A 26,169-nucleotide genomic window follows, 5' to 3' on the forward strand; every position below is an offset into this window, starting at 1 on the left:
GTGGTTCTGGCGGGACCGCTCCATCATCGCAGCCGCCGCCGACACACCCGGCCGGCGGTTCAGCGGACCGGCATGCCCATCAGCCGGGCCAGGATGACCCGGTCCAGCTCGGCGGCCGTACCGGCGACGTCCAGGTAGGAGTTGTCGATGATCGGCAGCCCGGAGTTGTACCAGCCCGCCATCCGCCCGTGGATGCGGGCCACCTCCTCGTCGCCGAGCCGGCGGGTCCCGCTGCGGCGGGCGTTGCGGCGCAGCACCGAGTCCAGGCTGGGCAGCAGCACGACCGGGATCATCCCGGGGCCGATGTGCCGCTTCCAGCCGCCGAGGCCGATCGCCGGGCGGTCCGGGAAGACGGCGTCGTCGATGATGCAGGAGATGCCGTTGGCCAGGTAGTTGCGGCAGGCGAAGCCGCAGGTGCGCCGGGCCAGCCGGTACTGGGCCTCGGAGGCGTTGTTCCAGCCGGACTGCGGGTTGGCGAAGCCGGACTGCACCCACTCGCGGACGTCGTCCAGGCTGATGTGCGCGGTCGGGGTGCCCCGGCGCTCGGCCCAGTGGCGGGCCACGGTGGTCTTGCCCGCCCCGGCCGGGCCGATCAGCAGCACGGCGATCGGACCGGCGGGCGCGTGCCGCTGCGACGGGTGGGCGGGGAGCTGGACGGGCGTGCCGGCGGGCAGCACGAAGTGCCCGGTGCCCCCGGCCGGCACGGGTGCGACGGGTGCGACCGGCGCGGGCGCCGGAGCGGTGACGGGCGCGGGCGCCGGAACGGGCGCCGACGGCGGGGCGGTGGCGGTGACCGGAACCGGGCCGGGAGCCGAGCCCGGAACCGACGTACGGACCGGGGACGGCGCGGCCGGCGGCGCCGGAGGAGCCGGCGGAGCGGACGGCGGAACCGGAGCCCCCGACGGAGCCACCCCCGCACCGCCCCCCGGCGGCACCGGCGGAGCGGCGGGACGCGGCGGGACCTGCCCGCCTCCGTCGTACTGCGTCACAGCACCTCCCGACACCTCTCAGCGGGGACACTACACGGCCGCCCGGCGGCGGGCACAGTCCGCCGCCGGGCCACTGACCAGCGGTCAGCGCGCGGCGAGCTGCTCCGCCAGCGCCCGCAACGCCAGCTCGTACGACCCGATCCCGAAGCCCGCGATGGTGCCCGAGGCCACCGCCGCGATCACCGAGGTGTGCCGGAAGGTCTCCCGCGCGTACGGGTTGGAGATGTGCACCTCGATCAGCGGCGCGGTGCGCTGGGCCGCGGCGTCCCGCATCGCGTACGAGTAGTGGGTGAACGCGCCCGGGTTGATCACCACGGGCACCTTCCCGTCGGCCGCCTCGTGCAGCCACTCCACCATCTGCTGCTCGGAGTTGGTCTCGTGCACCTCGACCTCGAAGCCGAACTCCGCGCCCAGCGCGGTGCAGCGCTCGACCAGCCCGGTGTACGAGGTGGCGCCGTAGACGTCCGGCTCCCGGCTGCCCAGCCGACCGAGGTTGGGGCCGTTGAGCACCATCACCCGGGTCACGCCGAGACCTCCGCGTACGCGGCGACCAGCAGGGACGGGTCGGGGCCCTCCAGCACGGAGGTCTTGCCGAGGCCGTCCAGGACGATGAAGCGGATCAGGTCGCCGCGCGACTTCTTGTCGATCTTCATCGCGTCCAGCAGCTTCGGCCAGGCGTCCGCCCGGTAGCTCAGCGGCAGGCCCACCGAGGCCAGCACGGTGCGGTGCCGGTCGGCCGTCTCGTCGTCCAACCGGCCCGCCAGGCGGCCGAGTTCGGCGGCGAACACCATGCCGATGGAGATCGCCGCGCCGTGCCGCCACTTGTAGCGCTCATTGCGCTCGATGGCGTGACCGAGGGTGTGGCCGTAGTTGAGGATCTCCCGGCGGCCGGACTCCTTGAGGTCCCCGGAGACCACGTCGGCCTTGACCTGGATGGCCCGGCGGATCAGCTCGACGGTGTGCGGGCCGGCCGGGGTCTTCGCGCCCTCCGGGTCGGCCTCGATCAGGTCGAGGATGGCCGGGTCGGCGATGAAGCCGCACTTGATGACCTCGGCGAGGCCGGAGACGTAGTCGTGCCTGGGCACGGTCTCCAGGGTGCCGAGGTCGGCCAGCACGCCCACCGGCGGGTGGAAGGCGCCGACCATGTTCTTGCCCTCGGCGATGTTGATGCCGGTCTTGCCGCCGACGGCCGCGTCGACCATGCCGAGCAGCGTGGTGGGCATCGAGATCCAGCGCACCCCGCGCAGCCAGGTGGCCGCGACGAAGCCGGCCAGGTCGGTGGTGGCGCCGCCGCCGAGACCGACCACGACGTCACTGCGGGTGAACCCGGTCTGCCCGAGCACCGACCAGCAGTAGGCGGCGACCTCGGCGCTCTTCGCCTCCTCGGCGTTCGGCACCTGCAGCCCGATCGCCTCGTACCCCTCGCCGGCCAGGTCCTCGCGAATGGCGTCGGCGGTGGCGGCCAGCGCCTCCGGGTGGATGATCGCGACCCGCTTCGCGCGGGTGCCGATCAGCGGCGCCAGCTCGCCGAGCAGCTGGTGCCCGATCAGCACGTCGTACGGGTCGTGGCCGGCGCTGCCGCCGACGTGAATCCTGACGGTGGTGTCAGTCATGGGGGGTCTTCAGCTCCAGTGCTTCCAGTACGGCGTCCGCGACCTGCTCGGGGGTGCGGTCGGCGGTGTCGACGACGGCGGTGGCCACCTCCAGGTAGAGGGGGCGGCGGGCCTCCATCAGCTCGCGCCAGCGGGCCCGCGGATTGACGGCCAGCAGCGGGCGCGGGGCGTCCAGGCCGACCCGCTTGACCGCGTCGCCCAGCGGGACCTCCAGAAAGACCACCGGCAGCTCGCGCAGCAGCGCGCGGGTGGCCTCGGCCATCACCGCACCGCCGCCGAGCGCCAGTACTCCGTCGTGTCCCTCGGCGGCCGCGCGCACGGCGCGGACCTCCAGCGCGCGGAAGTGCGGCTCGCCCTCGTCGATGAAGATCTCCGGGATGGGCTTGCCGGCCAGCGCCTCGATGTCGGCGTCGGTGTCCCGGAAGCCGACGCCCAGCCGCTCGGCCAAGGCCCGCCCGACGGTGGACTTGCCACTGCCGGGCGGGCCGACCAGCACAACGACCGGATTGGTCATCGGATGATCAGGTTGTCGAGGTAGCCCTGCACATTGCGCCGGGTCTCCGAGACGTTGTCGCCACCGAACTTCTCGCTCACCGCGTCCGCCAGCACCAGCGCGACCATCGCCTCGGCGACGATGCCGGCGGCCGGCACCGCGCAGACGTCCGAGCGCTGGTGGTGCGCCTTGGCGGGCTCACCGGTGCGCACGTCCAGGGTCTGCAGCGCCCGCGGCACGGTGGCGATCGGCTTCATCGCGGCCCGCACCCGCAGCACCTCGCCGGTGGACAGGCCGCCCTCGGTGCCGCCGGAGCGGCCGGAGGTGCGCTTGACGCCCTCGGGGGTCGGGACGATCTCGTCGTGCGCCTTCGAACCCGGCACCCGGGCCAGCTCGAAGCCGTCGCCGACCTCGACGCCCTTGATCGCCTGGATGCCCATCAGCGCGGCGGCCAGCCGGGCGTCCAGCCGGCGGTCCCAGTGCACGTGCGAGCCGAGGCCCACCGGCACGCCGTAGGCCAGCACCTCGACCACGCCACCGAGGGTGTCGCCGTCCTTGTGGGCCTGGTCGATCTCGGCGACCATCGCCTTCGAGGCGTCCGCGTCCAGGCAGCGCACCGGGTCGGCGTCCAGCCGGGCCTCGTCCGAGGGCAGCGGCACCACGCCGGCCGGCGCCTTGGCGGCGGCCAGCTCGACCACGTGGCTGACGATCTCGATCCCGGCAGCCTCGCGCAGGTAGGCCCGGGCGACCGCGCCCAGCGCGACCCGGGCGGCCGTCTCCCGGGCGCTGGCGCGCTCCAGGATCGGGCGGGCCTCGTCGATCGAGTACTTCTGCATGCCGGCCAGGTCGGCGTGGCCGGGCCGGGGGCGGGTCAGCGCCTCGTTGCGGGCCAGGCCCGCCAGCACCTCGGGGTCGACCGGGTCGGCCGACATGACCTGCTCCCACTTCGGCCACTCGGTGTTGCCCACCATGATCGCGACCGGGCTGCCCATGGTCAGGCCGTGCCGGACGCCCCCGAGGAAGGTCACCTCGTCCTGCTCGAACTTCATCCGCGCCCCGCGGCCGTAACCGAGCCGGCGGCGCGCCAGCGCGTCGGCCACCACGGCGGTGGTGACCGGGACACCGGCGGGCAGGCCTTCCAGAGTCGCGACGAGTGCGGGGCCGTGCGACTCCCCCGCCGTCAGCCAGCGCAACGTACCCAACGAAGCTCCTTCATCAGCGGGCCGACCACGGCACCGCCGCGGCCCGCCCGAGCGTGCCTTCTGTCCGAATCCTTTCATGACCCGGAGGCACCCGGTGGCCGAGTCCGCGTGACGGACGGCAACCGGTCGGTCGGTGAAACGCCCAGGCCGGGGGACGGACGGGCTCAGCGCCCGGCCAGTGCCCGCTCCCCCGCCGCGCGCATCGCCGCCAGCGGACCGGGGGTGCGCCCGGTGAAGGCCTCGCTCTGCAGCACCGCCTGGTGGACCAGCAGGTCCAGGCCGCCGAGGACGGTCGCGCCGCGCTCGGCGCAGGCGGCGGCCAGCGCCGTCGGCCACGGGTGGTACAGCACGTCGAACAGCGCCCCCGGCACCGCGGGCAGCGCCCCGGCGAAGGCGTCGGTCGCACCGACCGGCGTGGTGGAGACGGTCAGCGGCCGCTCCAGCGCCTCGGCGCCGCGCTCCCAGTCGGCCGTCCGCACCGCGACGCCGAGCCGCTCGCCCAGCTCGGCCATCTCCCGGGCCCGCTCGGCGCTGCGCACGTAGACCGTCACCTCGCCGGTGCAGACCTGGGCGAGCGCGGCCAGCGCCGAGGAGGCGGTGGCCCCCGCGCCCAGCACGGCGGCGGCCGGCACCTCGGTGATGCCGCGCTCACGCAGCGCGTTGACCAACCCGGGGACGTCGGTGTTGTCCCCGGTCCGGCGGCCGTCGGCGGTGAACACCACGGTGTTCACCGCGTCCACCGCGCGGGCCGCCGCGCTGACCTCGTCCAGCAGCGGGATGACCGCCCGCTTCAGCGGCATGGTCAGCGACAGCCCCGCCCACTCGGCCTCGGCCAGTCCGGCGAGGAAGCCGGGCAGGCCGGCCTCGTCGACCTCGAAGCGGTCGTAGCGCCAGCCGTCCAGCCCGAGCGCCGCGAAGGCGGCCCGGTGCAGGTCCGGCGAGAGCGAGTGGGCGATCGGCGAGCCGAGGACGGCCGCCCGGTGCTTGCTGGTCAACTCTGTCTCTCCGTCAGCGGATTGCTCGCGGCTACTTGGTGGTGCAGTGGCCGCGCGCCTCGTCGAAGCCCTGCCCGGCGTTGGTGCAGTACTCCTTGACGTTGGCGTAGTGCTCCTTGCTGGTCTCGGCGAACCGCGTCTCGGTCGGGGACATCGCGATGAAGTACAGCCACTTGCCGTCCGCCGGGTGGAGCACCGCGTTGATCGCGTCGTCGCCCGGGTTGGAGATCGGACCGGGCGGCAGGCCCGGGTTCAGGTAGGTGTTGTACTTGTTGGACGCGTCGTCCATGTCCTTCTTGTTGAGGTCCTTGCGGCCCAGCGAGTACTGCAGCGTGGTGTCCATGCCGAGGCGGTGGTGCGTCTCCGGCTCGTTGGCCAGGCGGTTCTGGATGGTCTTGGCCATCTTGGCGAAGTCCGCGGGGTTGTTGCCCTCGCGCTGCAGGATGCTCGCCTCGATGAGCACCTCGTAGCCGTTCTTCAGCCCCACCGAGGCGGCCTGGCCGTCCAGGTTCGCGTACTTGTCGGTGGCGTTCTTCACCATCGCCTTGAGCAGGTCCTCGGGCTTCATGCCGTCGGCGATGTTGTAGCGGGTCGGCCAGAGGAAGCCCTCGATGTTGCCGTTCGCGTACGCCGGCAGGCCGAGGTTGTTGAGCTGGTCCTTGGCGACGCCCGCCGTGGTGCCCTTCTGCAGCTTCAGCTTGCCGTCGATCATGGTGTAGATCTCAGAGGAGTTCTTGCCCTCCGGGACCACGATCGCCGCGCCGCCCGCCTGGTCCAGCAGCTCCTTGACCGCGGCCGCCGCCGACATCTCCTTCTTCAGGGTGTAGAAGCCGTACTGGATGGTGTTGCACTTGGGCTCGGCGTCACAGGCCTTGGTGAAGGCGTCGACGCTCTTCACCACACCGGCGGTCTTCAGCGCGAGACCGATCTGCCCGCCGACCGCGCCCTGCTTGACCTCGATCTGGACGGAGCCGGTGCCCTCGCCGGTGAAGTCCGGCGGCGGGCCGAAGTGGGACTTCCAGAAGCCGTAGCCCCACCAGCCCGCGCCGCCGAGCAGGCCGAGCAGCACCACCGCGACCACCAGACAGGCGCCGCCGTTGCGGCGGCCCGCCTTCTTGCCGCTCTCCTTGCGCTTCTTCTTCGCCTCGCGGGAGTCGTCCTGCTCGCCGAGGAAGCCGACGGCCTCCACCTCGGCGTGCTCGTCGAGGTAGCCGTCCTCGCCGTGCGGCCCGTCCTCGTGGAGGCCGTCGTGCTGACCGTCCCACTCCTCGGCCTCGGGCTCGGGCGCCCCGCCGACCGGGTCGACGCCGGACTCCAGTGCGGCGGCCTCGGCCTCCCAGTCGATCCCGTCCGGGCCGGGACCGGCGGGCGCGGGCGCCTGGGGGTGCGGAGCCTGCGGAGCCGCCTGCTGCGGAAGGGGCTGCTGGACCTGCTGCGGCATCTGCTGCTGAGGCATGCCCTGCTGCGGCAACTGCTGCTGCGGATATCCCTGCTGGGGCATGCCCTGGTGCGGCATCCCCTGCTGGGGCATGCCCTGCTGCATCGGCATCTGCTGCTGGTGGTAGCCCTGCTGGGGCATCCCCTGCTGCTGCGGATACCCCTGCTCGAAACCCTGCTGCGGCATCTGCTGCTGGTAGCCCTGCTCGAAACCCTGCTGGGGCATGCCCTGCTGCTGGTACCCCTCCGGGTATCCCTGCTGCATGCCCTGGGCCATGCCGGGCTGCATGCCCTGCGGCATCTGCTGCTGCGCGCCCCCCATCTGCTGGAGGTGGGCCTGCTGCACGTCGCCGTAGGGCTGCTGCCCCTGCTGGCCCTGCTGCTGCGGGTACTGCTGCTGCCACTGGCCGTCCTGCTGGCCGGGGACCGGCTGCTGGCCGCCGTACCCGGGATCACCGGGGTGCCACGGCTCGCCCTGGGGGCCGTAGCCCCGACCCAGATCGGTCATTGATCCCCTTAACCGACGGTGACGACCGGAGGATCGGACCGGCCGTCCGGGACGACGCGGTCCCGGCTGATTCTCGAACCGGCGTGCTAGCGCAGCGCCTGGGAGGAGACGTTACCGTACCGCAGTCGTACCCCCGCCCGGGCGAACGCACGGTCAGTGAGCGACCTCACGCTCAGCACACGGGGCCGTCACGGCGCCGTTCCGGCCGCGGTCGGGGCCGCAGCCGAGGGCGTGGCGGGGGCCGATCCGGACGCCGCGTCGCTCGGCTTGGCCGCCCGGACGGCGTTGAACTCCGCCACGTTGCGCTGCTGCACGTCGAAGCTGTCGGTGAACCGGGTGTCCCCGGGCTTCACGGTCACGAAGTAGACCCAGTCGCCCGGCGTCGGGTCCAGCGCGGCCATGATCGCCTGCCGTCCGGGGTTGGAGATCGGCGACGGCGGCAGCCCCGGGTGCAGGTAGGTGTTGTACGGGGAGTCCAGCTTGGTGTCGGTGACCGTGGTGTTCAGGGTCGAGCGGCCGAGCGCGTAGTTGATGGTGGAGTCCAGCTGCAGCGGCATCCCCTTGGCCAGCCGGTTGTAGATGACCCGGGCCACCTTGCCCATGTCCTCGTTGTTGTCGGCCTCGCCCTGGACCATGCTGGCCACGGTGACCAGCCCGTACAGGCTCTGCCCGAGGTTCTGCGCGACCACGTTGGCGTCGTCCCGGCTGAACTCCTTGCCCGCCCGCTCGACCATCTGCTTGAGCAGGTCCAGCGCGGTGGTCCCGTCGGTGATGGCGTACCGCGCGGGGAAGAGGTAGCCCTCCGGGCTGCCGTTGGCGAAGTCCGGCAGCCCGAGTTCGGCGGCCTGGTCCTGGGCGGTCTTCTGGGTGGTGCCGGCCGGGAGGTTCAGCTTCTTGTCGATCGCGGTGAAGATCTGGTAGCCGCGCCACCCCTCGGGGATGGTCAGACCGTTGGCGTTGGCCGGGTCGACCAGGACGGCCAGCGCGGCGGCGGCCGACATCTTCAGCTTCAGCGTGTACGTCCCGGGCTGGATCCGCCCGGCGGCGGCCGCGCTGCCCTTCGCCGCCCGGGTGAAGGCGAGCGAGCTGGCCACCACCCCGTTGCGGACCAGCGCCGAGGCGATCTGGGACAGGCCCGCGCCCTCCGGCACCGAGACCTGGACGCTGCCGTTGCCCTGCCCGTTGTAGTCGGCGGCGGCCGGGGGTTTGCGCTGCTGCTGGAACCAGGTGTAGCCGGTGAGCCCGATCCCGCCGAAGACCGCGATCAGCGAGAGTGCGGTGAGCGCACAGGCCAGTCCGTTACGCCGTCGGTGCGGATCCGGTGCATCGGAGTGCGGCCGGGGCGCACCCGGAGGGCGGCCCTCCGGCTCCAGTACCGGCGCACCCAGGTGCCCCGGCGTGAGCCCCGGGTGGAAGTCCTGGTCGGTCATGGCGCGCGGCCCCCTCGGCGGTCCCGGATCGCTGCGGATCGTCCGGGACCGGCCCGAACCGGTCCGGAGCACTCCGGAACGGTCCGAAACGGACCCGGGACGAACGAGAAAGGGGTCCGTGCGGACGCGTCCGCACGGACCCCTTCCGGGACGTTAGATCAGGCCGGTCAGCCGACCGCCTCGACGCTCTCACCGGGCGGGCGTCCGCTCACCCGTTCGGACTCAAGGGCGGTCTGGAGGATCACCACCGCGGCGGCCTGGTCGACCACCGAGCGGCCCTTCTTCGCCTTGACGCCCGAGGCACGCAGCCCGTGGGTCGCGGTGACGGTCGTCATCCGCTCGTCCACCAGCCGCACCGGCACCGGGTAGAGCCGGTTGGCCAGCCGCACCGCGTAGGCCCGGACCTTCTCCGCCGCCGGGCCCTCCTTGCCGCTGAGCGAGCGCGGCAGGCCGACGACCACCTCGATCGCGTCGTACTCCTCGACGATCGCGGCGAGCCTGGCCTGCGACTTCACCCCGGCCGGGACGGTCTCCACCGGCGTGGCGAGCACCCCGTCGGGGTCGCAGGACGCGACCCCGATCCGGGCGTCACCGACGTCGACGGCGATCCGCCGTCCACGCCTGAAGGGCCTCTCCTCGTGCTCCATCAGCTGGCGCGCTCCGCGACCAGGCCGCGCACCGCGGCGATGGCCTCGCCGACCGCGGCCGGGTTGGAGCCGCCGCCCTGGGCGACGTCGTCCTTGCCGCCACCGCCGCCGCCGAGGGTCTTGGCCGCGGTGCGGACCAGCTCGCCGGCCTTGATGCCGCGGCCGCGGGCGTCCTCGTTGGTGGCGATCACGGTCAGCGGGCGGTCGTTGGCCACGGTGAACGCGGCGACCACGGCCGGACGGGCGCCGAGGCGGGCCCGCACGTCCAGGACCAGCTTGCGCAGCTCGTCCGCGCCCACGCCGTCGGCGACCTGGGCGGCGACCACGGCGATGCCGTGCACGTCCTCGGCCGAGTCGGCCAGGCCCGCCGCGGCGGCCAGCACCTTCTCGGCGCGGAACCGCTCGATCTCCTTCTCGGCGTCCTTGAGCTTGCCGAGCATGCCCGAGATCTTCTCCGGCAGCTCCTCCGGACGGCCCTTGACCAGCTCGGTCAGCTGGGCCACCACGGTGTGCTCGCGGGCCAGGAACTTGTACGCGTCGACGCCGACCAGCGCCTCCACGCGACGCACGCCCGAACCGATCGAGGACTCGCCGAGCAGCTTCACCAGGCCCAGCTGGGCGGTGTTGCCGACGTGGGTGCCACCGCACAGCTCCTTGGAGAAGTCGCCGATGGAGACGACCCGCACCTCGTCGCCGTACTTCTCGCCGAACATCGCGATGGCGCCGGCCTTGCGGGCCTGGTCCATCGTCATGACCTCGGCGGTGACCTCCAGCTCGCGGCCCAGCACGTCGTTGATCTTCTGCTCGACGTCGACCAGCACGCTGCCCGGAACGGCGGCGGGCGAGCCGAAGTCGAAGCGGAAGCGACCCGGGGCGTTCTCCGAGCCGGCCTGGGCGGCCGTCGGGCCGAGCGCGTCGCGCAGCGCCTGGTGGGTCAGGTGGGTGGCCGAGTGGGCGCGGGCGATCGCCCGGCGGCGGTCGGTGTCGATCGTGGCGTACGCCGAGGCGCCGAGCACGACCTCGCCGAACAGCACGCCGCCCGAGTGCACGATGACGCCCGGGACGGGCTGCTGCACGTCGCGGATCTCGACGACCGCGCCGGACTCCAGCCGGATCCGGCCGTGGTCGGCGAGCTGGCCGCCGCCCTCGGCGTAGAACGGGGTGCGGTCGAGGATCAGCTCGACCTCGTCGCCCTCGGAGGCGGCCGGCGCCGGAACGCCGTCCACCAGCAGGCCGACCACGGTGGCCTCGCCCTCGGTCAGGCTGTAGCCGGTGAAGACGCTCGCGCCGGACTTGTCGGCGACCTCGCGGTACGCGGCGACGTCGGCGTGGCCCATCTTCTTGGCCCTGGCGTCCGCCTTGGCGCGGTCCCGCTGCTCCTGCATCAGGCGGCGGAAGCCGGCCTCGTCCACCTGGAGGCCCTGCTCCTCGGCCATCTCCAGGGTGAGGTCGATCGGGAAGCCGTAGGTGTCGTGCAGCTTGAACGCCTGGTCGCCGGAGAGCACCGCGCCACCGGACTGCTTGGTCTCGGTGACCGCGGCGTCCAGCAGGCTGGTGCCGGCCTTCAGGGTCTGCAGGAAGGCCGCCTCCTCGGCGACCACGACCGTCTCGATGCGCTTGCGGTCGCTCTCCAGCTCCGGGTACTGCGGGGCCATCGCCTTGATCGCGATGTCGGTGAGCTCCTTGGCGACCTGCCCGGTGGCTCCCAGCAGCCGCATGTTGCGGATGGCGCGGCGCAGGATGCGGCGCAGCACGTAGCCGCGGCCCTCGTTGCCGGGGGTGACGCCGTCGCCGACCAGCATCAGCGCGGTGCGGATGTGGTCGGTGACCACGCGCAGCGAGACGTCCGACTTGTGGTCGGCGCCGTAGGTGTGACCGGTGAGCTCGGCGGCGCGGTCGAGGATCATCCGGCTGGTGTCGATCTCGAAGAGGTTGTCGACGCCCTGGAGGATGGCGGCGAGGCGCTCCAGGCCCAGACCGGTGTCGATGTTCTTGCTCGGCAGGTCGCCGAGGATCTCGAAGCCGTCCTTGCCGTCGCCGTGGCCGCGCTCGTACTGCATGAAGACCAGGTTCCAGATCTCCAGGTAGCGCTCGCCGTTGACCGCCGGGCCGCCCTCCTCGCCGTACGCGGGACCGCGGTCGTAGTTGATCTCCGAGCACGGTCCGCACGGGCCGGGCACGCCCATCGACCAGAAGTTGTCCTTCATGCCGAGGCGCTGGATGCGCTCGGCGGGCACGCCGATGATGTCGCGCCAGATCTGCTCGGCCTCGTCGTCGTCCTTGTAGACGGTGATCCAGAGCTTCTCCGGCTCCAGGCCGTAGCCTCCGTCCGCGACGGAGCTGGTGAGCAGCTCCCACGCGAACTTGATGGCGCCTTCCTTGAAGTAGTCGCCGAAGGAGAAGTTGCCGCACATCTGGAAGAAGGAGCCGTGCCGGGTGGTCTTCCCGACCTCCTCGATGTCCAGGGTGCGCACGCACTTCTGGACGCTGGTGGCGCGCGAGAACTGCGGCTTGACCTCGCCCAGGAAGTAGGGCTTGAAGGGCACCATGCCGGCGTTGACGAGCAGCAGGGTGGGGTCGTCGGCGACCAGGGACGCCGACGGAACGACGGTGTGGCCGCGCTCCTCGAAGAAGCGCAGCCAGCGGCGGCGGATCTCAGCCGACTCCATTAGTGGTCCTTCCGGTTCGTTCCGCCCCGCGGCAGGGCTCGGCGGGGCGTTTCTTCAATGGTCTGGGAGGTGGTGCGGGCGGGAGGCAGGGCGGCGGCCGGGCGACCGGGCGCCGCCGAGATAGCTCGGTACTGCGGCTCTCCACGCAGGACGCGGCGGGTGCTCCTGGGCTCCACCACCGCGGTGCCGCGCAGCCCGAGGTCGTCCTTCAGCTGCTCCTCGCGCTCGGCCATGCCGGAGCGCACGTCCTGGGCGAACTGCTTGGCCAGGTCGCCCAGGTGCAGCGCACCGCGCGCGGCGGTGCCGGAGAGGCTGTCCGGGGTGAGCCGCTGCACCGCGTCGTTGGCCTTGTTCATGGCCCACACGGCGGCGCCGGCGCCGACCGCCATCCAGAAGATCCGTGCCATGCCGTCAGCTCCTCACCGCGCGCCGGACCCGGGAGAGGAAGCCGTTCCTGGGCGCGGCCGCGGCGCGCACCTCGGCCCGGATCAGCCGGGCCAGCTCCTCGCGCTCGCCGGCCGGCAGCGGCCCGGTGGGCAGCGCGCCCTGCTGCTTGGCGACGGCCTTGCGGACGCCGTAGCTGAAGGCCGCGACCTTCATCAGCGGTCCGCCCAGGGTGGCGGCCGCGGTGGAGGAGAGCGCCTTGGCGTTGGCGGCGGCGTCCTGGACGTTGGCGGTGATCTCGTCCACCCGGTCCAGCTGCTCGTTGGCGCTGCGCACGGCGGCGCCCGCGTCGGACAGCAGGGGGACGGCCTGCTCGGTGACCGCGGCGACCAGGACGGTGGCCTCCTTCAGCACCTTGGAGAGGCGGACCAGCACGACGGCGAGCAGGGTGACCAGGACCGCCCAGAACACGGCGACGAGCAATCCGGCCAGCTCTCCCACGGACACCTTGCGCGCTCCCTCGCCTTGTCGCTCTCCAGACGGAACCCTATCGCGCCGACGCCCGGTTTCCGGACCGGGATCCCGCCGGTGACCTCGTCCGGGTGTGCGAACCGCGCGCGTAACCTACCGGCCGGTCACCTCGTTCTGCCAGGCGGGCCGTCGCCCGTACGGCCCGACGCAGGTCCCGGACCGCTGCGGTCCGGGCCAGGAACGACGGGGAGCAGCGCGTGGCCGGCGAGTGGAGAGCAGAGCCCGCGGCGTGGCCGCGCGGGCCGGAGCCGGGGCGGCTGCCGGCCGAGGTGACCGGCTTCGTCGGACGGCGGCAGGAGCTGGCCGAGCTGGCGGGTCTGCTGGCCGGCGCCCGGCTGGTGACGGTGACCGGGCCCGGCGGGGTGGGCAAGAGCCGGCTGGCGGTGCGGGCGGCGGCCCGGGCGGCCGGGGCCTTCCCGGACGGCGCCTGGCTGGTGGACGTCGCCCCGGTGCAGGACCCGCTGCTGCTCGGCCACGCCGTCCTGGAGGCCCTGCGGCTGACCGACGGCACCGCCCGGCCGCCGTTGGACGTGCTGGGCGAGCACCTGGCGGGGCGGCGGCTGCTGCTGGTGCTGGACGGCTGCGAACACCTGGTGGAGGCCTGCGCCGAGCTGGCCGACGCGCTGCTGCGCGCCCTGCCCGGCCTGCGGGTGCTGGCCACCAGCCGCGCCGCGCTGCGGGCCTCGGGCGAGCACCTGCTGACGCTGGCCCCGCTGCCGGTCGGCCCGCTGCCGCAGCAGCGGGTGGGCCCCGAGGTGCTGCCGGACGCGGTGCGGCTGTTCGCCGACCGGGCCCGGGCGGTCCTGCCGTCCTTCGCGGTGACCGAGGCGAACGCGGAGGCGGTCGGTTTGCTCTGCCGTCGGCTGGACGGCATCCCGCTGGCCGTGGAGCTGGCCGCCGGGCGGCTGCGGGCGCTGTCGGTGGAGCAGATCACCGCCCGGCTGGACGACCGCTTCCGGCTGCTCACCGGCGGCTCCCGGACGGCCCTGCCGAGGCACCAGACGCTGCGCACGACGATCGGCTGGAGCCATGAGCTGTGCACAGTGCAGGAACGTTTACTCTGGGCCCGCCTGTCGGTCTTCGTCGGCAGTTTCGACCTGGAGGCCGCCGAGTACGTCTGCGGCGGCGACGGCATCGAGCCCGAGGACGTGCTCGACCTGCTGGACGAACTCGTCGCCAAGTCCGTGGCGCTGCGCGAGGACAGCCCCTTCGGCGTCCGCTTCCGGCTGCTGGACACCCTGCGCGAGTACGGCGGCCACTGGCTGCGCGCCGCCGGCGAGGAGCAGCGGCTGCTGCGCCGCCACCGGGACTGGTACCTGGGCGTCGCCACCTGGGGCGAGGTCGAGTGGTTCGGCCCCCGGCAGGCCGAGACCGCCGAACGCACCCGGCTGGCCCACACCAACCTGCGCGCCGCGCTGGAGTTCTGCCTGGCCGAGCCCGGCGAGGAGCAGATCGCCCTGCTGCTGGCCGGCACCCTCTGGTTCTACTGGGTCGGCTGCGGCCACCTCGGCGAGGGCCGGCACTGGCTGGACCGGGCGCTCGCCCTGGACCGCGAACCGACCGAGGCCCGGGCCAAGGCCCTGTGGGTGACCGGCTACATGGCCACCCTCCAGGGCGACCTCGACGCGGCCCGGCCCGCACTGGAGGAGTGCCGCCGCCAGGCCCTGGACACCGGCGACGACCGGGCGCTCGCCTACGCCGTCCACCGCCAGGGCTGCGCCGCCCTGATCGGCGACGAACCGGAGCGCGCCGCCGAGCTGTTCGAGGAGGCGCTCTGGCACTACCGGACCATCGGTGAGCTCAACAGCAACGTGGTGATGGCCATGTTCGAGCTCGGCCTCGCCTACCTGTTCCAGGGCGACCTGGACAGCGGCGAGCTCTGGTTCGGCCAGGCCCGCACGGTCTGCGAGGAGCACGGCGAGCAGTGGGCGTACGCCTACGTGCTGTACGCGATGGCGTACTCGCACTACCTGGACGGCGCGGTCGAGCCGGCCCGGGCCCTGGCCCGCGAGTGCGTCCGGCTGAACCACCACTTCCACGACCTGCTGGGCATCGTGCTGGGGATCGACCTGCTGGCGCTGCTGGAGACCGAGCCGGACGGCCTGGGCGGGCCCGGCAACCTGTGCGAGGCCCGGGTGCTGCAGGGCGCCGCGCACCGGATCTGGCGCGCGGTCGGCAACCCCTTCCTGGGTTCCCGGTCCTTCTTCGGCCCGCACCAGGAGTGCGCCGAGCGGGCCCGGGCCGGGCTGACCGAGCAGCAGTACGACGACTGCTACCGGGCCGGCACCCGGCTGGACCTGGACGCGGCCGTCTCCCGGGCGCTCGGCGGCGGCTCCCCGGACGGCCCGGGTCCGGGCCCCGGACCCGGCCCGGTGCCGCCGTCACCGACGCCCGCGCCGGTCCGGAATAGCTGAAGCTTGCCGATTGCTTGAGCAGGCAAGGATCCATCCGGAAGGAGCACCATGGCCATCCACGACGAGTACCGCCTCGCGAACTTCTACTTCGAGTCCAAGGCGTACAGCGACGCCGCCCGCATGCTGGAAGGCGTGCTGGCCGAGGAGCCGGCCAACCTCTCGGTCCGGCTGCTGCTGGCCCGCAGCTACTTCCACTCCGCCCAGCTCGGCCGCGCCGAGGCCGAGCTGCGCCGGATCCTCGACCTCGACCCGGCCGAGGACTACGCCCGGCTGATGCTCGGCCGCACCCTGGAGCGCCGGGGCCGCGCCGAGGAGGCCCGCCCGCACCTGCGGCTGGCCGCCGCGATGACCGGCGAGCAGCTCTGACCGGCGAAGCACCGGGAAGCACCGACAACGCACCGGCAACGCACCGGGAAAACGGCGAGCCCCCGCCGCCTCGAAAGGCGACGGGGGCTCGCTGCTGCGGTTCCGCGAAGTGCGAACCGAGCGCGGGTCAGCGCGAGTAGTACTCGACGACCAGCTGCTCGTCACAGATCACCGGGACCTCCTTGCGCTGCGGCGCACGGTCCAGGCGGAAGGCCAGGGCCTTCAGGTTGACCTCGAGGTACTTCGGGGTCTGGCCCTCACCCGCGTAGCCACCCTCACGGGCGACCTGGAAGGGGACCTTCTCCTTGGAGCGCTCGCGGACGGTGACCACGAAGCCCGGCTTCATCTGGTACGACGGCTTGTTGACCTTGCCGCCGTTGACCTCGATGTGGCCGTGGACGACCATCTGGCGGGCCTGGTAGATGGTGCGGGCGATGCCCGAACGCAGGACCAGGGAGTCCAGACGGGTCTCCAGCTCGGCGACGAGCGCCTCACCGGTCTTGCCCTCGGCCTTCTTGGCGCGGTCGAACGCGCGCGCCATCTGCTTCTCGCTCAGGTCGTACTGGGCGCGCAGACGCTGCTTCTCGAGCAGACGGACCTTGTAGTCCGAGTTCTGCTTGCGACCACGGCCGTGCTGGCCGGGCGGGTACGGGCGGGCCTCGAAGTACTTGACGGACTTCGGGGTCAGCGGCACGCCGAGCGCACGCGCGATCTTGACCTTGGGACGCTTCTGGTTCGCCATGAACCAAACCTTCCTTGCTTACGAATACGGCTTTCACCAGGTGTTGACGGAGGTCGCATGTCGCGACCCGGAGAAAACCCCGACGCCTGCGCGAAGGGATCAGCCGCTCTCCGGAGCCGGGCACGAGATGTGCTGGTCACACGAAGGGCCCGGGAACCGGGCCTTCCGCGACACCGAAACGGTGCGCGACGCTCCTGGTGCGGGCCTCCCGGAGGAGGCCTACCGCCGATGCCCCGCTGGTGCGGCCGGTCGGTGGGGTCTCCCCCGCCGCCGTCCCGGGACATGGCACTCCGACGAAGTATACCCGTCGATCACTCGCCCTTTTCCCCGGGCCGCCCCTCGGCCGTCGGCGCGGGCTGCTGCTCCGTCTTCCCGTCCGCCTTCCCGTCCGACTTCGCCTCCGCCTTCTTCTCCACCCGGCGCTCCCCGCGCAGCCGCCCGCGGGTCCACTCCACGGTGTCCGCGTACCGGACCTCGCCGCCGCGCCGGTTCGGCTGGTAGTACTCCCGGCCGTGCACCTGGTCCGGCGCGTACTGCTGGGCGGCGATGCCCTCCGGCAGGTCGTGCGGGTACTGGTAGCCCCGGCCGTGGCCGAGCTTGCCCGCGCCGCCGTAGTGGGCGTCCCGCAGGTGCGGCGGGACGGCCCCGGCCAGCCCCTGCCGGACGTCCGCCAGCGCCGCGTCGATCGCCAGGTAGGCCGAGTTGGACTTGGGTGCCAGGGCCAGCGCGATCGCCGCCTGGGAGAGGATGATCCGGGCCTCCGGGAAGCCGATCAGGGCCACCGCCTGGGCAGCCGCCACCGCCGTCTGCAGCGCCGTCGGATCGGCCAGGCCGACGTCCTCGCTGGCCGAGATCATCAGCCGCCGGGCGATGAACCGGGGGTCCTCCCCCGCCTCGATCATCCGGGCCAGGTAGTGCAGGGTGGCGTCCACGTCGCTGCCGCGGATCGACTTGATCAGCGCGCTGGCCACGTCGTAGTGCTGGTCGCCGTCCTTGTCGTAGCGCACCGCCGCCTGGTTGACGGCCGTCTCGGTGGTGGCCAGCGAGATGCTCGGCTCCCCCTTCTCCAGCGCCGCACCGGCCGCCGCCTCCAGCGTGGTGAGCGCCCGCCGGGCGTCCCCGCCGGCCAGCCGTACCAGGTGGTCCTCGGCCTCCGCGGTCAGCTCCAGCGCGCCCTCCAGGCCGCGCTCGTCGCCCACCGCGCGGCGCAGCAGCGCGCGGATGTCCTCGTCGGTCAGCGACTCCAGGGTGAGCAGCAGCGAGCGGGACAGCAGCGGGGAGATCACCGAGAAGTACGGGTTCTCGGTGGTCGCCGCGATCAGGGTGACCCAGCGGTTCTCCACGGCCGGCAGCAGCGAGTCCTGCTGGGCCTTGGAGAAGCGGTGGATCTCGTCCAGGAACAGCACCGTCTCCCGGCCGGACATGCCGACCGCCCGGCGGGCGCCGTCGATCACCGCCCGGACCTCCTTGACCCCGGCGGTGATCGCGGACAGCTCGACGAAGCGGCCCTCCACGGCCTGGCTGATCACGTGCGCGAGGGTGGTCTTGCCGGTGCCGGGCGGCCCCCAGAGGATCACCGAGCTGGTGGCCGCCGGGCCGCGGGAGCCCGCGACCAGCCGGCGCAGCGGCGAGCCGGGCTTCAGCAGCTGCCGCTGCCCGGCCACCTCGTCCAGGGTGCGCGGACGCATCCGTACGGCCAGCGGGGCCCGGCCGGGCTCCCTGGCCTGGCGTTCCTCGGCGGCGGCGGTGAAGAGGTCCGGTTCGTCCACACCGGAAGCCTAGTTGAGGCCACCGACAGGCCCGGCCCGGGCCGTCGCCGACCGGCCCGGCTACTCCAGTCCGGCAGCGTGGTCCGGAACGTACTTCTGCAGGTCGCGCGGGGGTCGCTGGTAGCCGCGCGGGGCCGGGCGGGGCGGCAGCTGGATCCGCGGCGGGGCGACCTCGTGGTACGGCACCGAGGAGAGCAGGTGGGCGATCATGTTGATCCGGGCCCGCCGCTTGTCGTCGCTCTCCACCACGTGCCAGGGCGACTGCGGGACGTCGGTGTAGACGAACATCTCGTCCTTGGCCCGCGAGTAGTCCTCCCAGTGGGCGATCGACTCGACGTCCATCGGGGAGAGCTTCCAGCGCTTCATCGGGTCCTCCAGTCGGTCCCGGAAGCGCCGCTCCTGTTCGGTGTCGCTGACCGAGAACCAGTACTTGCGCAGCAGGATCCCGGCCTCGATCAGCATCTGCTCGAAGGTCGGGCACTGGTGCAGGAGCTGCCAGTACTCCTCGTCGCTGCAGAAGCCCATCACCCGCTCGACCCCGGCGCGGTTGTACCAGCTGCGGTCGAACAGCACGATCTCCCCGGCCGCCGGCAGGTGTTCGACGTACCGCTGGAAGTACCACTGGGTCTTCTGCCGCTCGGTCGGGGTGGGCAGCGCCGCGACCCGGGCGATGCGCGGGTTCAGGTACTCCGTCACCCGCTTGATCGCGCCGCCCTTGCCGGCCGCGTCCCGTCCCTCGAAGACCACCACCACGCGGGCGCCCTCGACCCGCACCCACTCCTGGAGCTTCACCAGCTCCTGCTGCAGCCGCAGCAGCTCCCGCTCGTACGGCTTCCTCGCCAATCGTTCCGGCTTCGCGGTCCGCCGCTGCTCGGTCACCCTCGGTCCTCCGTCCGACTGCTGCTGATGACCCTTCACCGTAGGCGCAGAACGGCGGATCCGCAGGTCGGGAGGGTCATCAGACCTCGACGAAGGGTTCCGGGTAGCGGCAGAGCCCGCGCGGACCGCCGTCGTACGCCGCCAGCGGCAGCGCCTGGAAGTACGCCTCCGGCACCTCGAACGGGCCGGTGACCTCGTGCCGCCCGGCCGGGGTGAAGCCGAACCGCCCGTAGTAGTCCGGATCCCCGAGCACCACCACCAGCTTCTCGCCCGCCTCCTCGGCGGCCGACAGCGCGGCCCGGACGACGAGTTCGCCGACGCCCCGGCGCTGCCACTCGGGCGCGACCGCGACCGGGGCGAGCGCCAGCGCGTCGCCACCGCCGCCCTTGCCGCCGACCCGCAGCCGGGTCAGCAGGGCGTGCCCGACGACCAGCCCGGCGTCGTCCACCGCGACCACCGACAGCCCGGGCAGCCAGGCGGGATCGCGGCGCAGCGCGTCCACCAGGTCCGCCTCGTCGGGCCCGGGGAACGCGGCCATGTGCACGCGTCTGGTGGCCGGGGCATCCTGCGGACATTCGACTCTCGTGGTGACCTGCATGAGTCAACCCTCCCTGTGTCACACGACGTTGTGGACCGGCCCCGGACGGTGGGTGGACCGTCCGGGGCCGTTGCAGGTTAGCGGAATGACGCGGCGTCAGCTCTTGGGCTGCGCCTCCGACTTGGCGTCCTCGCGGACCTTCGGCTGGGCGTCCACGCCGGCCTCGCGGCGCTGCGCCGGGGTGATCGGGGTCGGGGCGCCGGTCAGCGGGTCACCACCGGTGGACGTCTTCGGGAAGGCGATGACGTCGCGGATGGTGTCGTACCCGCCGAGCAGCGTGACGATCCGGTCGAGGCCGAAGGCGACCCCGCCGTGCGGCGGCGGGCCGTAGTTGAAGGCGTCCAGCAGGAAGCCGAACTGCGAGGCCGCCTCCTCCTCGGACAGGCCGATCGCGTCGAACGCCCGCTTCTGCACGTCCCGCTGGTGGATACGGATCGAACCGCCGCCCAGCTCCGAGCCGTTCAGGACCAGGTCGTAGGCGTTGGACAGGGCCGTACCCGGGTCGGTGTCGAAGCTGTCCAGCGACTCCGCGGTGGGGGCGGTGAACGGGTGGTGCACCGCATGCCAGCCCTGGAACTGGCCCTTGTCGTCCTCGATCGGCTCGAACATCGGGAAGTCGACGACCCAGAGGAAGGCCCACTTGGACGCGTCGATCAGCTCGCAGCGCTTGCCGATCTCCAGGCGGGCGGCGCCGAGCAGCTCCTGCGAGGGGCGCTCCTTGCCGGCCGCGAAGAAGACCGCGTCGCCGTTCTTGGCGCCGGCCGCGGCGGCGAGGCCGGCCAGGTGCTCCGCGGAGAGGTTCTTGGCGACCGGGCCGCGCAGCTCACCGGTCTCGGCGTCGATCAGCACGTAGGCCAGGCCCTTGGCGCCGCGCGCCTTGGCCCAGTCCTGCCAGGCGTCCAGCTGCTTGCGCGGCTGGGAGGCACCGCCCGGCATGACCACGGCACCGACGTACGGGGCCTGGAACACGCGGAACTCGGTGCCCTTGAAGTACTCGGTGAGGTCGGTGAGTTCCTGGCCGAAGCGGACGTCCGGCTTGTCCGAGCCGTAGCGGCCCATGGCGTCCGCGTAGGTCATCCGCGGCAGCGGGTTCGGGATCTCGTAGCCGTGCACCTCGCGCCAGATCGCGCCGACGATCTTCTCGCCGAGGGCCAGGATGTCCTCCTGGTCGACGAAGGAGGCCTCGATGTCCAGCTGGGTGAACTCCGGCTGCCGGTCGGCGCGGAAGTCCTCGTCGCGGAAGCAGCGGGCGATCTGGTAGTAGCGCTCCATGCCGGCCACCATCAGCAGCTGCTTGAACAGCTGGGGCGACTGCGGCAGGGCGTACCAGTGGCCGGGCTGCAGGCGGACCGGGACGAGGAAGTCGCGGGCGCCCTCGGGGGTGGAGCGGGTGAGGTACGGCGTCTCGATGTCGAGGAAGTCGTTCTCCTCCATCACCCGGCGGATGATGTTGTTGACCTTGGAGCGCAGCCGCAGGCCCTTGGCCGGGCCCTCGCGGCGCAGGTCCAGGTAGCGGTAGCGCAGCCGGACCTCCTCGTTGACCGTGCCCGGCTCGTACTCGGCGACCGGGAACGGCAGCGGGGCGGCCTCGGAGAGCACCTCGATGTCGCTGACGACGACCTCGACCGCGCCGGTCGGGATGTCCGGGTTCTCGTTGCCCTCGGGGCGGACCCGGACGTCGCCGACGACCTTGACGCAGTACTCGGCGCGCAGGCCGTGCACCGAGTCGAGGTCGCGGACCACGATCTGCACGGTGCCGGAGGCGTCGCGCAGGTCGATGAAGGCGACGCCGCCGTGGTCGCGGCGGCGGGCGACCCAGCCGGCCAGGGTGACGGTGGTGCCTGCGTGCTCCGGGCGGAGCGTGCCCGCGTCGTGCGTGCGGATCACAGCTGCTTCTCCTTCAGGGTGGTGACGAGTGCGTCGAGGGCGACGGGGGTCTGCTCGCCGGTGCTCAGGTCCTTGAGCTGGACGACGCCCTCGGCGAGGTCCCGGTCCCCGGCGATCAGGGCGAAGCGGGCGCCGGACCGGTCGGCGGACTTCATGGCGTTCTTGATGGTCTTGACGCCGAAGGCGAGGTCGGTGGCCACGCCGGCCCGGCGCAGCTCGACCACCTTGGCGAAGAGCAGGTTCTTGGCCTCCTCGCCGAGCGCGACGGCGTAGACGGAGGTGGCGGGCGGCAGGTCGAGGGTGACGCCCTCGGCCTCCAGCGCCAGGTAGGTGCGGTCCACGCCGAGGGCCCAGCCGACGGACGGCAGCGCGGGGCCGCCGATCATCTCGGACAGGCCGTCGTAGCGGCCGCCGCCGCCGATCGCGGACTGGGCGCCGAGGCCGTTGTGCACGAACTCGAAGGTGGTGCGGGTGTAGTAGTCCAGGCCGCGGACCAGCTTCGGGTCGTCGACGAAGGCGACGCCGTTGGCGGTGAGCAGCTCGCGCACCTTATCGTCGTACGCCTTGCACTCCTCGCACAGGAAGTCGCGCAGCATCGGGGCGCCGACCAGCTGCGCCTGCACCGACTCGCGCTTGTCGTCCAGCACCCGCAGCGGGTTGATCTCCGCCCGGCGGCGGGTCTCCTCGTCCAGGTCCAGCCCGGAGAGGAAGTCGATCAGGGCGGCGCGGTAGACCGGGCGGCACTGCTTGTCGCCGAGGCTGTTGAGCAGCAGCGAGTAGTTGCTCAGGCCCAGCGAGCGGAAGGCGTCGTCGGCCAGGATGATCAGCTCGGCGTCCAGCGCCGGGTCCTCGGCGCCGATCGCCTCCGCGCCGACCTGGGAGAACTGGCGGTAGCGGCCCTTCTGGGCGCGCTCGTAGCGGTAGTACGAGCCCGAGTACCAGAGCTTGACCGGCAGGTTGCCCTGCTTGTGCAGGTTGGCCTGGAGCGCGGCGCGCAGCACCGAGGCGGTGCCCTCCGGGCGCAGCGCGAGGTCGTCGCCGCCCTTGGTGGTGAGGGTGTACATCTCCTTGGAGACGATGTCGGTGGACTCGCCGACTCCGCGGGAGAACAGCTTCACGTCCTCGAAGACCGGGGTCTCGACGTAGCCGTAACCGGCCCGGCGGGCGGGCGCGGCGATGCGCTCGCGGATCGCCAGGAAGGTCGCGGAGCTGGGGGGCAGCAGGTCGTAGGTGCCCTTGGGGGCGGTGAAGGTGCTCAACTTCTCTTCCGTCACATTCCTCGTCGCGGGAAAGCCGGGGCGCCTGCCGCCCCCGCTGCCTGTCGGAGGTAGGGGTTGGTGGCGCGCTCGCGGCCGATGGTGGTCTGACCGCCGTGGCCGGAGAGGACCACGGTGGAGTCGTCGAGGGGCAGGCACACCCGGGCCAGCGAGTTCATGATCGCCTCGCTGTCCCCGCCCGGGAGGTCCGTGCGCCCGATGGAGCCGGCGAACAGCAGGTCGCCCGAGAACAGCACCGGGGGGAGGTCCTCGGCACCGGGCGTCCGGAAGGTCACCGACCCCCCGGTATGGCCCGGGGCGTGGTCCACGGTGAGCCGCAGGCCGGCCAGTTCCAGCACGCTGCCGTCGGTGAGCTCGCGCACGTCGTCCGGCTCGCCGACGGTGAGCTCGCCCATCAGCTGGGTGCCCAGGGAGCGGCCGAGCGCCTTCTCCGGGTCGGACATCATGTACCGGTCCTCGGGGTGGATCCAGGCCGGGACGCCGCGGGCGCCGCAGACCGGGACCACCGAGGCGACGTGGTCGATGTGGCCGTGGGTGAGCAGCACGGCGACGGGCTTGAGCCGGTGCTCCCGGACCATCTCCTCGACGCCGCGCGCGGCCTGGTGCCCGGGATCGACGATCACGCACTCCTCGCCCGCCGCCGGCGCGACCAGGTAGCAGTTGGTGCCCCAGGCTCCAGCGGGGAATCCGGCGATGAACACGCGAGTCCTTCGGGTGGGTGCGGCTACGGGCGGGTGCGGTGGTGAGCTGCGGTGGCTACCAGTAGTGATGGCGTAAGGGAAGCCTACCGGCGGTCCGGGTCCGGTTGCGAACCAGATACGCGGTGGCGGGGCCGGGCCCGCCCCGGACGCCTGACAGGTTCACCGCGCCCTTACGGGCCCGGTCCCTACACTTGGCCGCCGATGGGTGCGATGATCCGCTCCGGAAACCCATCCACTTTTCCCGCACATGCTCAGGAGACACGGCCGGTGGTCAGCAGCGAACAGCGGCGGCGGCAGCTCGCCCGCGAGAAGTACGAGCGCCAGATGGAGCGCCGCGCCGAGGCGGCGTCCGCCCGCAGGCGGCGCAACACGATCCTGGGCGCCTCGCTCGCCGTGGTGGTGCTGGCCGGCGGCGGAACCCTGTTCGCCACCGGCGCGTTCAGCTCCGACGACAAGGACAAGAACACCTCGGCCGCCTCCAGCGCCCAGCCCGCGCCGACCCAGGCCGACCCGGCCTCGACGCCGACCCGCAAGCCGGTCGAGGGCTGCGCGGCGCCGGCGCCGGGCTCGCCCAACAAGAAGCAGTTCAAGGCCGAGCCGGCCATGTCGATCGACGACCACGGCTCGTACACCATGACGCTGGACACCAACTGCGGCAAGGTGACCGTCGCGATGGACGCGGCCAAGGCCCCGCACACCGTGAACTCGTTCAACTTCCTGGCCGGCGAGCAGTACTTCGACCACACCAAGTGCCACCGGCTCACCACCGACGGCATCTTCGTGCTCCAGTGCGGCGACCCGACCGCCACCGGCTCGGGCAGCCCCGGCTACAAGTTCGCGGACGAGAACCTGAGCGGCGCGACCTACCCGGCAGGCACGGTGGCGATGGCCAACTCCGGCCCGGGCACCAACGGCAGCCAGTTCTTCCTGGTTTACAAGGACACCCAGCTGCCGCCGAACTACACCCCGTTCGGCAAGATCACCGGCGGCCTGGACGTGGTCCAGAAGATCGCCGCCGCGGGCACCCTGGAGGGCTCCGGCGACGGCCACCCGATGGCCGACGTCACCTTCAACTCGGTTACCGTGTCCAAGGGTTGACCGACCCCGGGGCCGCCGGCGGCAGGCGCGGAAAGCGCCTCCGCCCGGCCCCGGACCGAAATCGCCCGGCCCGGATGCGGACAGCACCGGTCCTGGTCGCCTATGTTGGCGTTGTATAGGGTGCCCGGACCCGCCTAGCCGTCACCCTCGGCAGCAAGGCACGGCGGACGGGGACGGCGGACTCATCGGTCCGCCGCACATCTAACTGTGGACGACGGTCGCGCGCCGCCCCGGCGCGGGCGCGACGTCATGTGGAGGACGCGCTATGAGCAGCGACCCGTGGGGCCGTGTGGACGAGCAGGGCACGGTGTACGTCAGGACCGCCGACGGCGAACGCGTCGTGGGTTCCTGGCAGGCCGGCTCGCCCGAGGAGGCCCTCGCCTACTTCGAGCGCAAGTACCAGGGCATCGAGGTGGAGATCGGCCTGCTGGAGAAGCGGGTGCGCACCACCGACCTGGCCGCCAAGGACGCCCAGACCGCGCTGGAGCACCTCCGCGCCCAGGTGGCCGAGGGGCACGCGGTGGGTGACCTGGACGCGCTGGCCAAGCGGCTGGAGACGCTCTCCGGCGAGATCGAGAGCCGACGGGAGGAGCGCAAGGCCGCCCGTGCCAAGGCCCAGGACGAGACCCGCTCCGCCAAGGAGGCCCTGGTCTCCGAGGCCGAGCAGCTCGCCGAGTCCACCCAGTGGCGGGAGGCCGGCGACCGGCTGCGCGCCCTGGTGGACACCTGGAAGGGCCTGCCGCGGCTGGACCGCAAGAGCGACGACGAGCTGTGGCACCGCTTCTCGCACGCCCGCTCGGTCTTCTCCAAGCACCGCAAGGCGCACTTCGCGACCCTGGACGCCGAGCGCGAGCAGGCCCGGCAGGTCAAGGAGGCGCTGGTCTCCGAGGCCGAGGCGCTGTCCTCGTCCGACGACTGGGGCAGCACCGCCGCCGCCTACCGCGACCTGATGGCGCGCTGGAAGGCGGCCGGCCGGGCGCAGCGGGACGTCGAGGACGAGCTGTGGGCGCGCTTCCGCGGCGCCCAGGACGTGTTCTTCCAGGCCCGTTCCGCGGTGTTCAGCGAGCGCGACGCCGAGCAGGTGGAGAACCAGAAGCTCAAGGAGGCGCTGGCCACCGAGGCCGAGGCGATCCTGCCGATCACCGACCTCAAGGCCGCCAAGGCCGCGCTGCGCGAGGTCAACGAGCGCTGGGAGGCCATCGGCCACGTGCCGCGCGACGTCCGCCCGAAGCTGGACGGCCGGCTGAACGTGGTCGAGCGGGCCATCCGCGAGGCCGAGGACTCCGAGTGGAAGCGCTCCAACCCGGAGGCCAAGGCCCGGGCGGCCGGCATGGTGGGCCTGTTCCAGGCGAAGGCCGACAAGATCCAGGCCGACCTGGACAAGGCCCGGGCGGCCGGCAACGCCTCCAGGACCGCCAAGCTGGAGGCCGAGCTCTCCGGTGTGCAGACCCTGCTGGAGCAGGCGCACAAGAGCCAGGAGGAGTTCAGCGGCTGATCCGGCCCGCTGGACGACGAAGGCCCCCGGGGTGCTCCCCGGGGG

Annotated in this window: 23 protein-coding genes; 4 read left to right on the forward strand and 19 right to left on the reverse strand. The window is 72.6% G+C overall.

Going from position 1 to position 26,169, the window contains the following annotated elements:
* Positions 1 to 59: 59 nt before the first annotated feature.
* The 12 genes from ABTZ03_RS12480 to ABTZ03_RS12535 form a co-directional block, all read right to left on the reverse strand.
* Complete coding sequence (locus ABTZ03_RS12480; protein WP_502894446.1) at positions 60 to 989, reverse strand: AAA family ATPase; 930 nt, start codon at positions 987 to 989, stop codon at positions 60 to 62.
* Between the two features lie 84 nt (positions 990 to 1,073).
* A complete protein-coding gene (gene aroQ, locus ABTZ03_RS12485; RefSeq protein WP_350513009.1) occupies positions 1,074 to 1,502 on the reverse strand; it encodes a type II 3-dehydroquinate dehydratase in 429 nt (142 codons plus the stop codon).
* Between the two features lie 8 nt (positions 1,503 to 1,510).
* Complete coding sequence (gene aroB / locus ABTZ03_RS12490; RefSeq protein ID WP_350512883.1) at positions 1,511 to 2,602, reverse strand: 3-dehydroquinate synthase; 1,092 nt, start codon at positions 2,600 to 2,602, stop codon at positions 1,511 to 1,513.
* On the reverse strand, positions 2,595 to 3,116 hold the full coding sequence (locus tag ABTZ03_RS12495) for a shikimate kinase (protein ID WP_350512884.1): 522 nt from the start codon (positions 3,114 to 3,116) through the stop codon (positions 2,595 to 2,597). The genes aroB and ABTZ03_RS12495 overlap by 8 nt, the downstream gene beginning before the upstream one ends.
* Positions 3,113 to 4,297: a chorismate synthase gene (aroC, locus tag ABTZ03_RS12500; protein WP_350512885.1), complete on the reverse strand. Its 1,185-nt coding sequence runs from the start codon at positions 4,295 to 4,297 to the stop codon at positions 3,113 to 3,115. Before aroC ends, ABTZ03_RS12495 begins: the two co-directional genes overlap by 4 nt.
* A gap of 164 nt (positions 4,298 to 4,461) precedes the next feature.
* Positions 4,462 to 5,292, reverse strand: coding sequence for a shikimate dehydrogenase (locus ABTZ03_RS12505; RefSeq protein ID WP_350512886.1), 831 nt, complete (start codon positions 5,290 to 5,292; stop codon positions 4,462 to 4,464).
* 31 nt (positions 5,293 to 5,323) lie between these two features.
* Positions 5,324 to 7,237, reverse strand: a complete 1,914-nt coding sequence (gene mltG / locus ABTZ03_RS12510; protein ID WP_350512887.1) for an endolytic transglycosylase MltG — start codon at positions 7,235 to 7,237, stop codon at positions 5,324 to 5,326.
* Positions 7,238 to 7,425: 188 nt separating this feature from the next.
* Positions 7,426 to 8,667: an endolytic transglycosylase MltG gene (mltG, locus tag ABTZ03_RS12515; RefSeq protein ID WP_350512888.1), complete on the reverse strand. Its 1,242-nt coding sequence runs from the start codon at positions 8,665 to 8,667 to the stop codon at positions 7,426 to 7,428.
* Positions 8,668 to 8,834: 167 nt separating this feature from the next.
* Entirely contained in the window at positions 8,835 to 9,314 is a 480-nt protein-coding gene (ruvX, locus tag ABTZ03_RS12520; protein WP_350512889.1) for a Holliday junction resolvase RuvX, read from the reverse strand.
* A complete protein-coding gene (gene alaS / locus ABTZ03_RS12525) occupies positions 9,314 to 11,983 on the reverse strand; it encodes an alanine--tRNA ligase (RefSeq protein ID WP_350512890.1) in 2,670 nt (889 codons plus the stop codon). The genes ruvX and alaS overlap by 1 nt, the downstream gene beginning before the upstream one ends.
* Positions 11,983 to 12,390 (reverse strand): DUF6167 family protein, encoded by a 408-nt coding sequence (locus tag ABTZ03_RS12530; RefSeq protein WP_350512891.1) that lies wholly within the window; start codon positions 12,388 to 12,390, stop codon positions 11,983 to 11,985. The genes alaS and ABTZ03_RS12530 overlap by 1 nt, the downstream gene beginning before the upstream one ends.
* 4 nt (positions 12,391 to 12,394) lie before the next feature.
* Positions 12,395 to 12,874: a DUF948 domain-containing protein gene (locus ABTZ03_RS12535; protein ID WP_350512892.1), complete on the reverse strand. Its 480-nt coding sequence runs from the start codon at positions 12,872 to 12,874 to the stop codon at positions 12,395 to 12,397.
* A 221-nt stretch (positions 12,875 to 13,095) separates the two neighbouring features.
* Between ABTZ03_RS12535 and ABTZ03_RS12540 the strand changes: the two genes are divergently transcribed.
* Both ABTZ03_RS12540 and ABTZ03_RS12545 read left to right on the forward strand, forming a co-directional pair.
* Entirely contained in the window at positions 13,096 to 15,312 is a 2,217-nt protein-coding gene (locus ABTZ03_RS12540; RefSeq protein WP_350512893.1) for an ATP-binding protein, read from the forward strand.
* A gap of 48 nt (positions 15,313 to 15,360) precedes the next feature.
* On the forward strand, positions 15,361 to 15,678 hold the full coding sequence (locus ABTZ03_RS12545) for a tetratricopeptide repeat protein (RefSeq protein WP_350512894.1): 318 nt from the start codon (positions 15,361 to 15,363) through the stop codon (positions 15,676 to 15,678).
* Between the two features lie 127 nt (positions 15,679 to 15,805).
* On the opposite strand, the gene rpsD is transcribed toward ABTZ03_RS12545, so the two are convergent.
* From rpsD to ABTZ03_RS12580, 7 genes are all read right to left on the reverse strand, one after another.
* Positions 15,806 to 16,420: a 30S ribosomal protein S4 gene (gene rpsD / locus ABTZ03_RS12550; RefSeq protein WP_063346792.1), complete on the reverse strand. Its 615-nt coding sequence runs from the start codon at positions 16,418 to 16,420 to the stop codon at positions 15,806 to 15,808.
* A gap of 311 nt (positions 16,421 to 16,731) precedes the next feature.
* Positions 16,732 to 18,189 (reverse strand): replication-associated recombination protein A, encoded by a 1,458-nt coding sequence (locus tag ABTZ03_RS12555; RefSeq protein ID WP_350512895.1) that lies wholly within the window; start codon positions 18,187 to 18,189, stop codon positions 16,732 to 16,734.
* A gap of 60 nt (positions 18,190 to 18,249) precedes the next feature.
* Positions 18,250 to 19,068 (reverse strand): polyphosphate kinase 2, encoded by an 819-nt coding sequence (ppk2, locus tag ABTZ03_RS12560; RefSeq protein WP_350512896.1) that lies wholly within the window; start codon positions 19,066 to 19,068, stop codon positions 18,250 to 18,252.
* 79 nt (positions 19,069 to 19,147) lie between these two features.
* Positions 19,148 to 19,666: a GNAT family N-acetyltransferase gene (locus tag ABTZ03_RS12565; protein WP_350512897.1), complete on the reverse strand. Its 519-nt coding sequence runs from the start codon at positions 19,664 to 19,666 to the stop codon at positions 19,148 to 19,150.
* 96 nt (positions 19,667 to 19,762) lie between these two features.
* A complete protein-coding gene (aspS, locus tag ABTZ03_RS12570) occupies positions 19,763 to 21,553 on the reverse strand; it encodes an aspartate--tRNA ligase (protein WP_350512898.1) in 1,791 nt (596 codons plus the stop codon).
* Positions 21,550 to 22,812 carry a histidine--tRNA ligase gene (hisS, locus tag ABTZ03_RS12575; RefSeq protein WP_350512899.1) on the reverse strand — a complete coding sequence of 421 codons (1,263 nt, stop codon included), beginning with the start codon at positions 22,810 to 22,812 and terminating at the stop codon, positions 21,550 to 21,552. Before hisS ends, aspS begins: the two co-directional genes overlap by 4 nt.
* Positions 22,813 to 22,823: 11 nt before the next feature.
* Complete coding sequence (locus ABTZ03_RS12580) at positions 22,824 to 23,531, reverse strand: MBL fold metallo-hydrolase (RefSeq protein WP_350512900.1); 708 nt, start codon at positions 23,529 to 23,531, stop codon at positions 22,824 to 22,826.
* Between the two features lie 267 nt (positions 23,532 to 23,798).
* Here ABTZ03_RS12580 and ABTZ03_RS12585 point away from each other — a divergent pair, with 267 nt between their 5' ends.
* Together ABTZ03_RS12585 and ABTZ03_RS12590 are read left to right on the forward strand one after the other, a co-directional pair.
* A complete protein-coding gene (locus ABTZ03_RS12585; protein ID WP_350512901.1) occupies positions 23,799 to 24,629 on the forward strand; it encodes a peptidylprolyl isomerase in 831 nt (276 codons plus the stop codon).
* A gap of 265 nt (positions 24,630 to 24,894) precedes the next feature.
* A complete protein-coding gene (locus ABTZ03_RS12590) occupies positions 24,895 to 26,124 on the forward strand; it encodes a DUF349 domain-containing protein (protein ID WP_350512902.1) in 1,230 nt (409 codons plus the stop codon).
* Positions 26,125 to 26,169 lie beyond the last annotated feature (45 nt).

The organism is Kitasatospora sp. NPDC096077, from assembly GCF_040303245.1.
Classification (GTDB): domain Bacteria; phylum Actinomycetota; class Actinomycetes; order Streptomycetales; family Streptomycetaceae; genus Kitasatospora.